This is a genomic window from Flavobacterium hibisci (assembly GCF_020026925.1).
GTDB lineage: Bacteria > Bacteroidota > Bacteroidia > Flavobacteriales > Flavobacteriaceae > Flavobacterium > Flavobacterium hibisci.
This window is the reverse complement of the sequence record NZ_JAIQDW010000002.1, coordinates 261,178-276,569: the sequence shown is the minus strand read 5'-3', so window position 1 is coordinate 276,569 and position 15,392 is coordinate 261,178. Positions and strand designations below refer to the sequence as shown.

General features: G+C 33.4%; 14 protein-coding genes and 1 pseudogene. 4 read left to right on the top strand and 11 right to left on the bottom strand.

The genetic code is table 11. The annotated features are described in order from the left end of the window. Nucleotides 1-55: 55 nt before the first annotated feature. The 3 genes from K8B81_RS03565 to K8B81_RS03555 form a co-directional block, all read right to left on the bottom strand. A complete protein-coding gene (locus tag K8B81_RS03565) occupies nt 56-532 on the bottom strand; it encodes a hypothetical protein (protein WP_223678885.1) in 477 nt (158 codons plus the stop codon). Nucleotides 533-1,257: 725 nt separating this feature from the next. Further along, nucleotides 1,258-2,328 (bottom strand): hypothetical protein, encoded by a 1,071-nt coding sequence (locus K8B81_RS03560; protein ID WP_223678882.1) that lies wholly within the window; start codon nt 2,326-2,328, stop codon nt 1,258-1,260. Next, a complete protein-coding gene (locus K8B81_RS03555) occupies nt 2,325-2,741 on the bottom strand; it encodes a hypothetical protein (protein ID WP_223678879.1) in 417 nt (138 codons plus the stop codon). The genes K8B81_RS03560 and K8B81_RS03555 overlap by 4 nt, the downstream gene beginning before the upstream one ends. 274 nt (nt 2,742-3,015) lie before the next feature. Here K8B81_RS03555 and K8B81_RS03550 point away from each other — a divergent pair, with 274 nt between their 5' ends. The 4 genes from K8B81_RS03550 (at nt 3,016) to K8B81_RS03535 (ending at nt 7,045) form a co-directional block, all read left to right on the top strand. Further along, a complete protein-coding gene (locus K8B81_RS03550) occupies nt 3,016-3,429 on the top strand; it encodes a DoxX family protein (RefSeq protein WP_223678877.1) in 414 nt (137 codons plus the stop codon). 120 nt (nt 3,430-3,549) lie between these two features. Beyond that, complete coding sequence (locus K8B81_RS03545; protein ID WP_223678876.1) at nt 3,550-5,079, top strand: SulP family inorganic anion transporter; 1,530 nt, start codon at nt 3,550-3,552, stop codon at nt 5,077-5,079. 125 nt (nt 5,080-5,204) lie between these two features. Then, complete coding sequence (locus tag K8B81_RS03540) at nt 5,205-6,113, top strand: helix-turn-helix domain-containing protein (RefSeq protein WP_223678874.1); 909 nt, start codon at nt 5,205-5,207, stop codon at nt 6,111-6,113. Nucleotides 6,114-6,205: 92 nt separating this feature from the next. After that, nucleotides 6,206-7,045, top strand: coding sequence for an SDR family NAD(P)-dependent oxidoreductase (locus K8B81_RS03535; protein WP_223678873.1), 840 nt, complete (start codon nt 6,206-6,208; stop codon nt 7,043-7,045). A 102-nt stretch (nt 7,046-7,147) separates the two neighbouring features. Here the strand turns inward: K8B81_RS03535 and groL are convergent, their stop codons facing one another. The 8 genes and pseudogenes from groL to miaB all read right to left on the bottom strand — a co-directional run bounded on the left by groL (nt 7,148) and on the right by miaB (nt 14,925). Beyond that, nucleotides 7,148-8,779, bottom strand: coding sequence for a chaperonin GroEL (groL, locus tag K8B81_RS03530; protein ID WP_223678871.1), 1,632 nt, complete (start codon nt 8,777-8,779; stop codon nt 7,148-7,150). Nucleotides 8,780-8,860: 81 nt separating this feature from the next. Beyond that, nucleotides 8,861-9,136 (bottom strand): co-chaperone GroES, encoded by a 276-nt coding sequence (locus tag K8B81_RS03525; RefSeq protein ID WP_223678869.1) that lies wholly within the window; start codon nt 9,134-9,136, stop codon nt 8,861-8,863. Nucleotides 9,137-9,277: 141 nt separating this feature from the next. After that, nucleotides 9,278-9,619 carry a preprotein translocase subunit SecG gene (secG, locus tag K8B81_RS03520; protein WP_223678867.1) on the bottom strand — a complete coding sequence of 114 codons (342 nt, stop codon included), beginning with the start codon at nt 9,617-9,619 and terminating at the stop codon, nt 9,278-9,280. A 3-nt stretch (nt 9,620-9,622) separates the two neighbouring features. Then, a complete protein-coding gene (locus K8B81_RS03515; RefSeq protein ID WP_223678858.1) occupies nt 9,623-11,014 on the bottom strand; it encodes a tetratricopeptide repeat protein in 1,392 nt (463 codons plus the stop codon). 54 nt (nt 11,015-11,068) lie between these two features. Further along, nucleotides 11,069-11,572: an LptE family protein gene (locus K8B81_RS03510; RefSeq protein WP_223678855.1), complete on the bottom strand. Its 504-nt coding sequence runs from the start codon at nt 11,570-11,572 to the stop codon at nt 11,069-11,071. Nucleotides 11,573-11,663: 91 nt separating this feature from the next. Then, nucleotides 11,664-12,923, bottom strand: coding sequence for a sigma-54 interaction domain-containing protein (locus tag K8B81_RS03505; RefSeq protein WP_223678853.1), 1,260 nt, complete (start codon nt 12,921-12,923; stop codon nt 11,664-11,666). Between the two features lie 107 nt (nt 12,924-13,030). Next, a pseudogene (locus tag K8B81_RS03500) lies at nt 13,031-13,337 on the bottom strand (GxxExxY protein). A 142-nt stretch (nt 13,338-13,479) separates the two neighbouring features. Further along, a complete protein-coding gene (miaB, locus tag K8B81_RS03495) occupies nt 13,480-14,925 on the bottom strand; it encodes a tRNA (N6-isopentenyl adenosine(37)-C2)-methylthiotransferase MiaB (RefSeq protein ID WP_223678851.1) in 1,446 nt (481 codons plus the stop codon). Nucleotides 14,926-15,392: the final 467 nt, after the last annotated feature.

Sequence of the window (15,392 nt, the reverse complement as noted above, 5' to 3'; positions counted from 1 at the left end):
TACAAAAATACCACCCTAAATTCGATTTTTGAGTGGTATTTGTATAAAGTTTATTTTATGATTTTAATATTCTAAAACGTCCCGGATACTTATCCCATAAGCTTTTTTTATTGCCGTAATAGTCCATAAAATCTTCACAGACGAAAACGGCATGTGCATTTGACCATGCCACAACTCCGCAAAATTCACCTCCTGTAAGACGTTTTAGTTCCTGAACCTGTTTGCCTTTTTGAAAACCTAAATATTTATAAATAGTTGGAGTGTGTATTTCACCCGCTTCTAAATCTTCGAGAGCCTTATCAAAAGTCTTTTCTTTATCTAAAATTTGCTTGTATTTTGCCATCACCGCATAAGCCAATACCGCATAATCAGTTATTTTTTTACTGTCTTCATTCGGTTTAATGAATACAAATCCGGCAGAAAATTCAGCTTTATTTAATTCATTTGTTTTTAGTTGAAACGTAGCATTATTTTTTAACGTTATTTGATATAAACTATCATTTAATTTTTCAGTAATGAAAAGATTGTCCAATCCATAAATATTTAGTGAAGCTTTGATAAAAGCAATTGAAGAGCAGTTGGGGCGTTCCCCCTGCTTGAAACTTTCAAATATTTTATCAGAACTGAGTTGAGCGTGAGAATTTGAACAGACAAATATTAAAAATAAAAATGTCGAAATAATAGATCGCATTAGGATTAGGTATTATAATTTGTTTTTTAAAAAGATTGGAAAAATGTGGCTTTGCAAAGCTATAAAAATCAGCTAACAATTGATGCTTTTAATAATTAATTTTCAGCATCACAGTTATTACGAAATATTGGATCAGGATTTAACAGAATTCTACAGATACGGCAGAAAGATAGATAGTTACAGTATTTTTTCTGTTTAGGTAGGATTGCATACGGCTATAGCGGTTAATAAAATCAAACACAAAAGAGGTCGTTGCCGGAGAGTAATCTATTGCAATAGTTAAGTATAGTAATGGAATAAGAGAGTGTATTCACATTATCTTTTTATTCTTGATTAAGAAGTAATTTAGATAAGAGTTTAAATAAAAAATGAGATTCAAATCTTTTTACAGATTCAAATCTCACTAATTATTCCAAAAAAAGTTCTTCATTTACAATTCCTTGCGGATTAACTAAAAATGATGGTTAAAATTATTCTTTGCAAGGATATGACTAATTTTGATTCTGGCTATACGTATAAATACCTGTTTTTTGTTTAGAATGTATATTTTTTCAATTCATTTAGGATTAATCTTCCCATTTTTTAGTATCGCTTTTATTGATTCCCCAACGTATTCCTAAAAGTGAAACCAGGTCTTTTGATGAATCTGAAGTGAAATTTTTACCAAATCCTCCTGTTATATAATAATTTGCGTTGATTTTGTATTGTATTAATCCCACAGACCGATAATCTTTACCATTTCCATTTCTTCTTATATACTCATAGCCAAATGAAAACGAATTGATATCAATTTGTATTTTACTTCCATAATCAAAATATTCAAACTGATCTGAAAAGTTTTTAGTGTCTTCATTATAAACAGAACTATCTTTTATATATCTGATAAAGCCATAAATATTAAGATAAGATTTATCAATTTTAGGAGACCAGGTTACAGTGCTCCACACTCCAGTCCTGTCTTTTTGATTGCTATTGTGATTATTGCCATCATATAAAGTGCTATATGCCGCGGCGAGATCAAGGGTCAATAGAGGTCTTTTTAAAAGCTCTGCAAAATCGTTTGCTTCAACAGTTGGCAATGATTCCAGTATTTTAGCATATTGTTCATTATATTCTATAAGGTTAGTGACTTTATTTAGATTAGGAAAATCTCTTGCCATAATCAGGTCAGCTTTAGTAATCATTTCGTCCGTAGTGTTTCTAATAGCTACGTAAGACTTTTGCATATCTTCTTTCTTTTTGCGAAAAAGTGTAAATACATTTACACTAAACCCTGCTCCTATATTAGTAGTGCTGTCAGTTCGATGGATTACTGCTGAAATATTAGGCCTTAAAAGTTTATCACTTGTAAATTGTTTAAAATCATCGACAGTTTTACCAATTCCATAATATTCAAGACCATTTAGTTTTCCTTTATTTAAGCTGAAATCAAAAGATAAATTGGATAAATTTTCAGTGTTTATATTAAAATCTTTGTAGTCAGGATTTGAAGTAACGATTGCTGCCGAATTATCCAGTAATGCTAAAGCTGTTGAATTAAGAATTTGCACTTCTTTTAAATCAACAGAGTTTGCAGAATTTTGTGCCACGCTAATCTGTATCAGCAGTAAAAATAAGTAAGTAGTTAATTTTTTCATATCAAATCAATTAGTGCGACAAAATAAATCAGTTCTTTACTTTTAATATCTACGGGTCCTAAATCATAAGTTGAAAATTCCTCACTTGTACCATTGCAATCCTGTATTTTATAATTAAAAATTAATTTTTTTGCGTTTGCAATAATCTGTTCTTTGGATGAAGCATTTAATGATTTATAACTAATATAAGTTTCAAAATAGAGTAGTCCTTTGTTGTGTGTAAATGATGGGGTTAGAGGAATTGAAGCATCCGTTAAATGCATTGGAGTAACAAACATCGGCTTTTGAACATTCACTCCATTTTGAAGATCTAAAAAAACTCTTGTGTACAATGGGATAAACCCCAGATTGTTTGACAGTTCGAAACTAAGTTTAATTTCGTCACAATTGGATGTGTTGTAAACTTTACTCATAATTAATTATTTTTAAGTTGATATTTAGCCTTAACATTTGTCTGGTAATATTACTACATTTTAAGAAAAATAACACGGGTATTTATACTGCATTTTATTACAAAATGACACGATTGTTATATTGTAAGTAAATCAGGTTTGTTATATATAGATATGGAAATTACATAATCAGTTTAAATAAACTTTGCAAAATATGTTGAAGAGCTTATGATTAAATTTGGGTAAAATTTTCAAACCTCAATTCAAAAATAAAAACAGAACAATTCATTTATATATGAAAGCCACAGAAACATCAAAACTTCAAAATTTCATTAGAATATTGCTCGGATTATTTATGATAACAGCCGCAATAGGTCATTTTACTTTTCAAAGAGATGATTTTCAGGCACAGGCTCCCAATTGGATTCCTCTTGATAAAGATTTGGTAGTAATACTTTCGGGGGGAGTAGAGATACTATTAGGCTTGGCAATGGTGTTTTTGACGAAGTATAAAGTAAAGATCGGAATTGCACTTGCTTTATTTTACATTTTAATTTTCCCTGGGAACATTGCACAATATGTAAACGGAACTACTGCTTTTGGTCTTGATACTGATCAGGCTCGCTTGATACGGTTATTTTTTCAGCCTGTTTTGATTTTTTTAGCGTTGTGGTCTACCGGAGCCTTATTCGGGAAGAAAAAGGTATAATCTGATATATAAAATTACTTTTTAATTATCGCTGTGAAGGTATTCAAATTTGAATAATTATAATTTTTAGATTTAAAAAGACCTGTTCTCTTAAGGCTTTATTTTCTACATTTGTGCCTTATGAAAAAAGCTTTCCAACTCTTCGATTTTACCCAAAAGGTTAATTATAAAAATGAAATTTTAGCTGGTTTAACCGTTGCTATGACGATGATTCCAGAATCGTTGTCGTTTGCTATTTTGGCAGGGTTTCCACCTTTGGTAGGTTTGTATGCAGCTTTTATAGCTGGTTTGGTTACGGCAATTTTTGGTGGCAGACCAGGAATGATTTCGGGTGGGGCCGGAGCAACTGTGATTGTTTTAATCGCCTTGATGAAATCGCACGGAATAGAATATGTTTTTGCTGCCGTTGCTCTTGGAGGTGTAGTACAGATTTGTATTGGACTCTTTAAACTCGGAAAATTTATCAGGCTGGTTCCGCAGCCTGTTATGTTTGGTTTTGTAAACGGATTAGCAGTTGTGATTTTCATGTCGCAATTGGAGCAGTTTAAAACAATGGTTAATGGCAAGGTCTCATGGCTTCAGGAAACTCCTTTGTATATTATGCTTGGTTTAGTTGCTTTGACAATCGCAATTGTTCTGATTTTTCCGAAGATTACTAAAACAATTCCGGCATCTTTAGTTGCTATCATGGTAGTTTTCGCATTGGTAATTGTTTTTAATATTGAAACTAAAACAGTAGCAGATATTGCTTCGGTTGAGGGTGGATTTCCTCCATTTCATATTCCGAATATTCCATTTTCTTTTGAAACTTTAAAAGTTATATTTCCATATTCGGTAATTGTGGCGGCAGTTGGTTTAACGGAAGGTTTGCTAACTCTAAATTTGGTCGATGAAATTACCGGAACAAGAGGAAACAGCAATCGAGAATGTATTGCGCAGGGAAGCTCGAATATTCTAAACGGTTTTTTCTACGGAATGGGAGGCTGTCCAATGATTGCACAGACTTTGGTAAATCTTGGCGCAGGTTCAAGAGCAAGACTTTCAGGAATTATTGGTGCTTTAACTATTTTAATAATCATACTTTTTGGTGCACCTGTAATCGGGAAATTGCCAATGGCAGCGTTAGTTGGCGTAATGATGATGGTGGCAATTACGACTTTTGAATGGTCAAGTTTTAAAGTAATTAATAAAATGCCCCGGCATGATATTTTTGTTGGCATTTTAGTTGCTGTGATTACAATTGTATTGCACAATCTTGCTTTAGCAGTTTTAATAGGAGTAATTATCTCGGCTCTAGTCTTTGCCTGGGAAAGTGCAAAAAGAATTCAGTCCAAAAATCATATAGATGAAAATGGCATAAAACATTACGAGATTTACGGACCATTATTCTTTGGTTCTACAACAACTTTTATCGAGAGTTTTGATATTCAAAATGACCCAAATCATATTGTAATTGATTTTAAAGAAAGCCGTGTTGCAGATATGTCGGCTATTGAAGCTTTAAATAATCTGACCAAAAAATACAGTCAGTTAAATAAAGTTGTCCAATTAAAACATTTAAGCGAAGATTCTCGTCAATTATTAAAAAATGCAGATGCCATTATTGATGTAAATGTAATTGAAGATCCTACTTATAAAGTGGTTTCTTGATAATTAGAGAATGGGGGCAATTTGCCAATTAAATAATTCAACCACCCGATAAATTGCCACATTTTCTAATAGTACATTTTCAAATTATCTAATTATATAAAGATTGATTTTTGTAACTTTATAAAATGAAGCTTACAGAAACCTTAGAAGATTTTTACACAATCAAAGTAAACGGAATGCCCGAAAATCTTAAAAAAGAAATCGGACATTTTAATGTTTTTAAATTAGATGACTTTGTTGGAAGTATCTGCAAACCATTTCCATATACTAGAAAAGACTTTTATAAAATAAGTTTGATTATCGGAAAGAACAAAGTTCACTATGCTGATAAAGTAGTTGAAATTGAAGATCAGGCTTTGTTTTTTGCCAATCCGCAGATTCCATATAATTGGGAACAGATTGATGAAAATCAAACTGGATTCTTCTGCATTTTTACCGATGCTTTTTTTAGCCAATACGGAAATTTAAAAGAATATCCATTATTCCAGCCAGGTGGAAATCCGATTGTTCCCATCTCAATGGAATTAGCCGAATCTCTAAAATTGGTTTACTTAAGAATGTTTGATGAAATCAATTCTGATTACGCTTTTAAATATGATATGCTTCGAAATCTGGTTTTCGAAATTATTCACCTTGCGCTAAAAACACAAACGGTAACTACTTCATTGTATAGTAAATCAAACGCGACAATTCGTATTTCTTCCTTGTTTTTAGAATTGTTAGAACGCCAGTTTCCGATAGAATCGATCACACAGCAGATTAATTTCCGCTCACCTTCAGAATATGCGAGTCAGTTAAATGTACATGTGAATCATCTCAATAAAGCTTTAAAAGATACTAAAGGAAAAACGACTTCGCAGATTATTTCCGAAAGAATTGTTCAGGAAGCGATGATTCTTTTAAAACAAACCAATTGGAATATTAATGAAATTGCCTGGTGTTTAGGATTCGAAGAACTGTCACATTTTATCAATTTCTTTAAGAAAAATGTTCAGGTTTCGCCTAAAAATTATCGTTTAGCTGAAATTGTTTGATTTCTGTAACTTCTTACTTGATTGCTTTAATTTTTGAGAAGCACTTCGCTAATACCTTTGTCCTGTAATTATAAACGTAAAAATTTAAAATCATGGGAAATAACAAAGTTTGGTTTGTCACAGGTGCTTCAAAAGGACTTGGGTTAGAATTAGTTAAAAAGCTTTTAGCAGAAGGTTTTAAAGTAGCCGCAACTTCAAGAAGTGAATCTTCATTAATAAAAGAATTAGGAAATACATCTGAAAATTTCCTTCCTCTTGAAATGGATTTAGTAGATGAAAAAAGCGTGAAAAATGCTATCGACAAAACCGTAAATCATTTTAAAACAATTGATGTATTGGTAAATAATGCTGGTTACGGGTTGTTAGGAGCTTTAGAAGAATTAACCGATGCTGAAGCCAGAAAAAATTACGAAGTAAATGTTTTCGGGTTATTAAACGTAATCAGACACACAGCACCAATTCTTCGTGCCAATCAATCAGGACATATTTTTAATATTTCTTCAATTGGAGGATATTACGGAGAATTTCCGGGATGGGGAATTTACTGTTCTACAAAATTTGCAGTTGCTGGTTTAACAGAATCTTTAGCAGCAGAAATAAAACCGTTTGGGGTTCATGCTACAATCGTTTATCCAGGTTATTTTAGAACCGATTTCTTAAAAGACACTTCTTTATTACTGCCAGAAAATCCAATTGAGGAATATAAAGAAGTTAGACAATCTGAAAACGCACACAAAGAAGGAATCAACGGAAATCAGCCGGGAGATCCTGTAAAATTAGCGGAAGCTTTAATTAAAGTTAGTCAAGATGAAAATCCACCATTGCATTTATTTTTAGGTGAAGATGCTTTTAATATGGCAAACCAAAAAATAGCAAGTGTTCAGGGTGAATTAAGCCAATGGAAAACAGTTTCAGTTTCAACAGGATTTTAAATTATAATGATTGTCAAATTATAAATATAAGTTTGAAGCAAAAAAAGACGCCAGATAGAAATTTCTATCTGGCGTTTTAACTCATAAAGAAGGTAAGAATAATTACATCATTCCCGGCATTCCGCCTCCCATTGGCATTCCGCCTCCGGCATTTTCTTCTTTAATATCAATTAATGCACATTCTGTAGTTAAGATCATTCCGGAAACAGATGCAGCATTTTCTAATGCAACACGAGTTACTTTTTTAGGATCGATAATTCCAGCAGTAAGCATGTCCACATATTCGTCAGTTTTAGCGTTGTATCCAAAATCACCTGAACCTTCAGAAACTTTAGCTACCACAACAGAGCCTTCAAGACCTGCGTTTTCAACAATAGTTCTTAACGGAGATTCAACTGCACGGGAAACGATTTGGATTCCTGTTGCTTCATCAGCATTGTCAGCTTTTAATTCTGCTAAAGCAGCTTTAGCTCTTAATAAAGCAACACCACCTCCGGCAACGATTCCTTCTTCAACAGCTGCACGAGTCGCGTGTAAAGCGTCATCAACTCTGTCTTTTTTCTCTTTCATTTCTACTTCAGAAGCAGCACCTACGTAAAGAACAGCAACACCTCCGGCTAATTTAGCCAAACGCTCCTGTAATTTTTCTTTATCGTAATCAGATGTTGTAGTTTCCATCTGACCTTTAATTTGGTTTACACGGTTTTTGATGATATCAGCTTCACCTGCACCGCTTACAATTGTAGTGTTATCTTTATCAATAGAAACCCTTTTTGCAGTTCCTAACATTTCGATAGTTGTGTTTTCTAAAGTATAACCTCTTTCTTCAGAAATTACAGTTCCGCCAGTCAGGATTGCGATATCCTCTAACATTGCTTTTCTTCTGTCTCCGAAACCTGGAGCTTTTACAGCTGCAATTTTAAGAGCACCTCTTAATTTGTTTACTACTAATGTAGAAAGCGCTTCACCATCAACATCTTCGGCTATAATCAATAATGGTTTTCCTGATTGTGCAACTGGTTCTAAAACAGGTAGTAATTCTTTTAAAGAAGATACTTTTTTGTCGTATAATAAGATGTATGGAGAGTCTAATTCAACTTCCATTTTTTCCGGGTTTGTAACAAAGTAAGGAGAAAGATATCCTCTGTCAAACTGCATTCCTTCAACAACATCAACAAAAGTATCAGTTCCTTTTGCTTCTTCAACAGTAATAACACCTTCTTTTCCAACTTTAGCGAAAGCTGTAGCGATTAATTCACCAATAACTTCATCATTGTTTGCAGAGATGGCAGCAATTTGTTTGATTTTATCAGAATCACTTCCAACCACTTTGGCTTGTTTTGCCAGGTCAGCTACAATAGTTTCAACAGCTTTATCGATACCACGTTTCAAATCCATTGGGTTTGCACCAGCGGCAACGTTTTTCAGACCTTCTTTTACGATAGCCTGAGCTAAAACAGTAGCAGTTGTGGTTCCGTCACCAGCTAAATCATTAGTTTTAGAAGCCACTTCTTTCACCATTTGTGCCCCCATGTTTTCTAGTGGGTCTTTTAATTCAATTTCTTTAGCAACAGAAACACCGTCTTTAGTAACATTTGGGCCCCCAAATGATTTTCCGATAATTACGTTACGACCTTTTGGTCCAAGGGTCACTTTTACAGCGTTTGCTAATGCATCAACACCGCGTTTTAAACCGTCACGTGCTTCAATATCAAATTTTATATCTTTTGCCATTTTAATTTTTTGTTTAAAGTTTTAATTTGTTTAAAGTTACTTTAGTCTTAATTTTTAATACCGAGTACTTAATCTTATTTTTTAGATGATTGCTAAAATGTCATCCTCACGCATCATCAAATAATCAGTTCCTTCCAGTTTTAATTCTGTTCCGGCATATTTACCATAAAGAACAGTGTCACCAACTTTAACGGTCATAGTGTGATCTTTAGATCCGTTTCCAACTGCAACTACAGTTCCTTTTTGTGGTTTTTCTTTCGCAGTATCCGGAATAAAGATTCCTGATGCAGTTTTAGTTTCTGCAGCTACTGGCTCGATAAGTACGCGATCTGAAAGCGGTTTAATGTTTAAGGCCATGATTTTATAATATTATAGTTATACGTTTTTTAATGTTCAATAAGCTTTCAGAAATTGTGCCATGCTAATAAAACTGACATTTTTTCCTAAAAAAAATGCCAGCTTTGACAGGCTGGCATTTTATCTTTATTTTGTAAATTATTATTTAGCTGCAGGAGTTGCAGGAGCTGGAGTTCCCTGAGCCGGAGCAGCTGGTGTGGTAGCAGCAGGCGCTTCAGTTTTTTCAATAATTTTAGAATCAGTATCACTCAATGATCCTGTAAAACTTAAACTTGAAAGCAAAATTAAAGCAATCAAAATAGTCGCTAATGTCCAGGTGCTTTTGTCTAAAAAGTCTGTTGTTTTTTGTACTCCACCTAACATTTGAGTTCCGCTAATTGTAGACGATAATCCTCCACCTTTAGGATTTTGGACCATAATTACTACAATCAATAGAAAACAAACTATTGTGATTAAAACTAAAAAAATTGAAAATGTGCTCATTACTTAATTATTGTTATTGTTATTTTGTTGTAAAATCTTTATGTCTGATATGCGGTCTGCAAAGAAAGTAATTTTTTCCGGATATTTCAAAATTAATATTTCATATGCTTGTATTGCCTTTGTGTATTTTTTTTGCTCCAAATATACTCTCGCCAGGGTTTCTGTCATTAAATAAGAATTATCTTCTTTATTTGAGTCAAGTTGTACCGCAGGATTTATTGCGGTTTGTTTTATAGGTGAAATTTTCGGATTTGTTTCGATGAACTTATCGATTATTTCTGCTTTTTTCTTTTTTTCTTCGTCAATCATTTCGTTTTCGACTATGTTTTCAACATTTGTTTCTGTCTTTGCAGCTTTTATCGGACCTTCATTTGTCCTGTCAATTGGTTCTGGTCTTGCTAATTGCAGCCATTCCTGGAAAGAATGTTTTTCATTAACTGAAAAATCCAATGGTTTTCCTATTTCCAGATTTTCCTCGGCCGTTTTTACTGTTTCAGATACTTCAGTTTCTTTTGGTTCTTCAGCAGGAACTTCTTCAAAAATAACTGTTGTAGCTTCTTGTAATGAATTATATATTGACTCTTCAATTGGTTCAACTCTTACTTCAGGAAGTTCTTCTGAAATTTCCTCCTCTACAATTTCCTCAAAAAAAGTTCTTATTCCTTCCTTTTTAACTGGTATAGGTTCAATAGCTGGTGTTTCTTCAATAGTTGGAACTACTTCTTTAAAAGACTCTAATGTTGGCTGCTCAATAATGGAATCAATTGGATTGTCTTCAATTTTTACAGTCTCTTCAAAAGTATCGGCTGTTACCTCTTTAAAAGAATCTAAAATGGCTTGCTCAGAAACCGGCTCAATTGATTTTTCGTCTATTTTTTCAGGCTCATTAAAAGCTACGTTTGTGACTTCTTCAAAAGAATCTAAAATTGATTGTTCAGAAACCGGTTCAATTGTTTTTTCTTCAACTTTTACAGGCTCCTCAAATGCTGTTGTAGTTGTAGCTTCCTTAATAGAATCTAATATAGACTTTTCAACAGGATCAATACGAAGTTCCGCCAGTTTCTTTTTTTCTTCTGCTAATACAATTTCACTGTCAAAAACAGTTATGTTTAAAAGATCTCTGAGTTTACGATCGTAATATTCTCCCTGAATGGAAGTGAAAGTCTCAGAAGTAATGAAATCAAACAGAACCGAACGGTCTGCTGTATGCGCAGCTGTAACTTTTAAAGCATAATTATACTTAAAGCTGTTTTGATTATAAAGTCCTTTTAATCGCAATGCGCGGGCGCTTTGAAAATAGGGAAATTCAATTAAAACATTTCCTAATGCTTCTGTCTGCTTTTCTGTTATAGCATCAGGTTTATTGATTAGGTAAGTATAATTTGTTACGTTCATTATTAATTATTTTAGTTGTTTAATTAGTGAATTGGTTTAAACGATTAAAGATTTTTACCATTTTGCCAACGACTCATTAAATATATCCTGTGTGATTCTTTCAAAAATATCTTTGAGAGCTTCATTTAAAACGGTTCCTACAAGCTGCGATTGAGCAGGATAATCATGATAAAATTCAAATGTTTTTTCAAAATCATCTGTTTCCTTTTTTCTATTTGAAAAACGAACATTTACACGAATTGTTAGGCGGTTTTGAGAAGCCTGCTGATCTGCTGTTGCGGTCATTGGGGTAATCCTGTAATCTATGATTTCTCCCTCATAAAGCAAATCACCGTTCACATTAACCAGGTTTAAATTGGTTTGATTCATGATCAAATCCTGTAAAGCCAATGTAAACTGTCTGTCGATTCCAGGTTCAATCAAATCAGCATTATTCTGAAAAAAATTTACCTGAAATGTTTTTCCATCGATCTGTCCGGTACCTGTGAAATTATATATCGAGCAGCTGCTAAAAGTTGTAGCGATTAACAGGATTAAAATATATTTTAAGTTTTTCATTTTTTGTTTAAGAGTTGTTTTGCCAGTTCGCTGACGTCCGGCTCAAAGATATTCATTTTCGTTTAAAAATATTTTACCTCTCTGAGGTTAATTATAAATCGAATTGTTTAATTTTTCGATATAATGTTCTTTCAGAAATGCCTAATTCATCAGCAGCAGCTTTTCGTTTTCCTTTGTTTTTCTCTAATGACTTTTTAATCATTTCGATTTCTTTTTGCTCTAAACGTAAAATTTCTTCTTCCTCAATCGTTTCAGCGTCTAAATAATTATTGTGATTTTGTATGTGATAATTATCTTCATGCTTTGCAGGTGCCATGACCGCTGTTCTTGGTTCTTCTTCAAAATCAATTTCGCTTTCGTTCTGCTGATTACCGTATATTTTCTGAATCAAATTTGGATTAATGTCCTGAACTTTTGATGAACCATTCTTCATAAGTTCTAAAGTGAGTTTTTTCAAATCATTCAGGTCGCTTTTCATATCAAAAAGCACTTTATATAATATGTCCCTTTCAGTACTGAAGTCACTTTCTTTTTTGCTGTCGCTGATTACAGAAGGCAGGTTGCTTCCTTCGGCAGGAAGATAAGATTGCAAAGTAGCTAAACTAATATCTCGATTGGTTTCTAAAACAGAAATCTGTTCTGCTACATTTCGAAGCTGACGAATATTTCCGCTCCATCTGAATTTCTGTAAAAGCTGAACTGCGCCATCATCCAGTCTCAAAGGCGGCATTTTATATTTATGGGCAAAATCGGCCACAAACTTTCTGAATAATAAATGGATGTCTTCATTTCTTTCGCGTAAAGGCGGTAACGTAATTTCGACTGTACTTAAACGATAGTACAAATCTTCACGAAATTTTCCTTTTTCGATAGCGTTAAACAAATTCACATTTGTTGCTGCAACAATACGAACATTTGTTTTTTGAACCTGAGATGAACCTACTTTTATAAATTCTCCATTTTCTAAAACACGTAAAAGTCTTACCTGAGTGGTTAATGGCAGTTCTCCAACTTCATCAAGAAAAATTGTTCCGCCATCAGCCACTTCAAAATAACCTTCACGAGTGCTTGTTGCACCTGTAAAAGCACCTTTTTCGTGTCCGAAAAGTTCACTGTCAATTGTTCCTTCTGGAATGGCACCGCAGTTTACGGCAATATATTTACCATGCTTTCTGTGCGAAAGCGAATGGATTATTCTTGGAATGTTTTCTTTACCAACACCACTTTCCCCAGTTACCATAACCGAAATATCAGTTGGAGCAACCTGAATGGCTTTTTCGATAGCACGATTTAATTTCGGATCATTACCAATAATCTCAAATCGTTGTTTTATTGCTTGAACTGTTTCCATGTGTGATTTGTTTCAAGTATTTATTGTTTCAGGTTTTGCCCAAAACTTTGGCTTGTAATTTTTGTTTGCCACGAATTTCTCGAATTTCACTAATTTTTGAAATCGTGTCAATGAATAACTCTTTTGTGTTGTAATGTCTTTTTATTAAAATTAACGATAATTCCTAAATCACTATCAGCTAATTTTAAATAATTTATTGTTTGAGCGGTATGTTCATCAACTATTTCTTTTGATGCTTTTACTTCTAAAATGATTTCATCATAAACTACAAAATCAGCATAGAATTTATGTGCTAACAATTTCTTTATATTGAATATCATATTCTTTTTCACGTTCATATGGAACATTATGTTTCCTAAATTCATATTCTAGGGCATCCTTATAAATAATTTCTAAAAGGCCTCCGCCTAATATTCTATGAACTTCCATGCAAATTCCAACAACTTTATAATATTCTTCTTTTCTATACAATTCCATTATTTTGTTTTTCGGCAAAGATACAGAATGTATTGAAAGAAAATTCGGGTAAATTTATGGAATTAGTGGCTAAAAAAAATCAATTCATGCTACTAAGCCCAACAGCTTCCCCTTTAAGAGTTCCACTTGTACAGCTTGTAATTTTCACATTTACAAAATCTCCAATTTTATAATTCTCTTTTGGGAAAACAACCGTGATACTCTGAGAATTTCTTCCTGAAAATTCATCTTTCGACTTTTTAGAAACTTTTTCTACTAAAACTTCAACTGTTTTTCCAACAAATTCCTCGCTTCTAAACCAGGCATGTTTTTGCTGTAAATCCACAATTTCCTGTAATCTTCTGGCTTTGGTTTCCTCCTCGACATCATCTTTCATTTTTCTTCCTGCCAAAGTTCCAGGACGCTCAGAATACGAATACATATAACCAAAATTATATTTTACATACTCCATTAAACTTAAAGTATCCTGGTGATCTTCTTCTGTTTCAGTTGGGAACCCGGCAATCATATCCTGTGAAATCGAAGCATCTGGAACAATTGCTCTAATTTTATCAATTAAAGCCATATATTCTTCACGGGAATGCAGACGATTCATTTCCTTTAAAATTCGGTTACTTCCAGACTGAACAGGCAAGTGAATGTGTTTACAGATATTTGGATATTTCGCCATAACATGCAAAATACTTTCATGCATATCCTGCGGATTGGAAGTCGAAAAACGAATACGCATTTTAGGAAAACCAACAGCAACCATTTCAAGCAACTGATCAAAATCAACTGCTGTTGCTTTTTGCATTTCAGAAGCATTTACAAAATCCTTTTTCAAACCGCCGCCATACCAAAGGTAACTGTCAACGTTTTGTCCAAGAAGTGTAATTTCTTTAAAACCTTTATTCCATAAATCCTGAATTTCAGCCATAATACTTTGCGGTTCACGACTTCTTTCACGCCCGCGTGTAAAAGGTACAACACAGAACGTACACATATTATCGCATCCACGCGTGATCGAAACTAAAGCGGTGATTCCGTTGCTCATCAAACGAACCGGCGAAATATCTCCGTAGGTTTCATCTTTCGATAAAATTACATTGATGGCGTCACGTCCTTCTTCAACTTCGGCCAATAAATTTGGAAGATCTTTATAAGCATCAGGACCTACAACAAGATCGACAATTTTTTCTTCTTCCAAAAACTGACTTTTCAGACGTTCTGCCATACAGCCCAAAACACCAACTTTCATTTTCGGGTTTGTGCGCTTTACAGCGTTATATTTTTCAAGGCGTTTGCGAATAGTCTGTTCTGCTTTGTCGCGAATCGAACAAGTATTTACCAAAACCAAATCGGCTTCTTCTAAAACAGAAGTTGTATTGTAGCCTCCGTCAGATAAAATCGAAGCTACAACTTCACTGTCCGAAAAATTCATCGCACAGCCGTAACTTTCTATAAAGAGTTTTTTAGTATTTTCAGGTTTGTTTTCCAGAACAAGACTTTCGCCCTGTTTGCTTTCTTCAATAATCTTTTCCATTGTAAAATTTCAAAGTGCAAAGATAGCGTAAATACGGTTAATATGACAAGATGTCAGATAAAGAATTAACAATGTTTTCAGAATTATGAATAATTTACATTTATAACTTTTGTATTAACTTATCTTACTTCCTTTTTTAAGTCCTCATAGAAAAAAGTTGTTTTTCTGTATCACAAAAACGAGCTTCCGTTGCCCGCTGTTTTTCTGGCAATAGAATTGATTTTTTACTCAGGGCTTTTCACTCCTAATAAAACTCACTGAACTCCAATTGAAATATAAGTATAGTAAAATAATCCGGGCTATACTATCCGGTTAACTGAATGCATTTTTCGGTTATAAACTTTTAAAAACTACACCTATATATAATCTATCGGTTTACAGATAAATCTGCAATTTTTAGAAACATAATATCAAAATACTTCAAAAATGAATTATCAGGGTTGATATTTAAAAAAAACATCTACTTT

What these genes read in the sequence shown, in the direction of transcription:
- K8B81_RS03560 (WP_223678882.1), bottom strand. Translation starts at nt 2,328, where the DNA reads ATGAAAAAATTAACTACTTACTTATTTTTACTGCTGATACAGATTAGC.
- K8B81_RS03555 (WP_223678879.1), bottom strand. Translation starts at nt 2,741, where the DNA reads ATGAGTAAAGTTTACAACACATCCAATTGTGACGAAATTAAACTTAGT.
- K8B81_RS03550 (WP_223678877.1), top strand. Translation starts at nt 3,016, where the DNA reads ATGAAAGCCACAGAAACATCAAAACTTCAAAATTTCATTAGAATATTG.
- K8B81_RS03545 (WP_223678876.1), top strand. Translation starts at nt 3,550, where the DNA reads ATGAAAAAAGCTTTCCAACTCTTCGATTTTACCCAAAAGGTTAATTAT.
- K8B81_RS03540 (WP_223678874.1), top strand. Translation starts at nt 5,205, where the DNA reads ATGAAGCTTACAGAAACCTTAGAAGATTTTTACACAATCAAAGTAAAC.
- K8B81_RS03535 (WP_223678873.1), top strand. Translation starts at nt 6,206, where the DNA reads ATGGGAAATAACAAAGTTTGGTTTGTCACAGGTGCTTCAAAAGGACTT.
- groL (WP_223678871.1), bottom strand. Translation starts at nt 8,779, where the DNA reads ATGGCAAAAGATATAAAATTTGATATTGAAGCACGTGACGGTTTAAAA.
- K8B81_RS03525 (WP_223678869.1), bottom strand. Translation starts at nt 9,136, where the DNA reads ATGGCCTTAAACATTAAACCGCTTTCAGATCGCGTACTTATCGAGCCA.
- secG (WP_223678867.1), bottom strand. Translation starts at nt 9,619, where the DNA reads ATGAGCACATTTTCAATTTTTTTAGTTTTAATCACAATAGTTTGTTTT.
- K8B81_RS03515 (WP_223678858.1), bottom strand. Translation starts at nt 11,014, where the DNA reads ATGAACGTAACAAATTATACTTACCTAATCAATAAACCTGATGCTATA.
- K8B81_RS03510 (WP_223678855.1), bottom strand. Translation starts at nt 11,572, where the DNA reads ATGAAAAACTTAAAATATATTTTAATCCTGTTAATCGCTACAACTTTT.
- K8B81_RS03505 (WP_223678853.1), bottom strand. Translation starts at nt 12,923, where the DNA reads ATGGAAACAGTTCAAGCAATAAAACAACGATTTGAGATTATTGGTAAT.
- miaB (WP_223678851.1), bottom strand. Translation starts at nt 14,925, where the DNA reads ATGGAAAAGATTATTGAAGAAAGCAAACAGGGCGAAAGTCTTGTTCTG.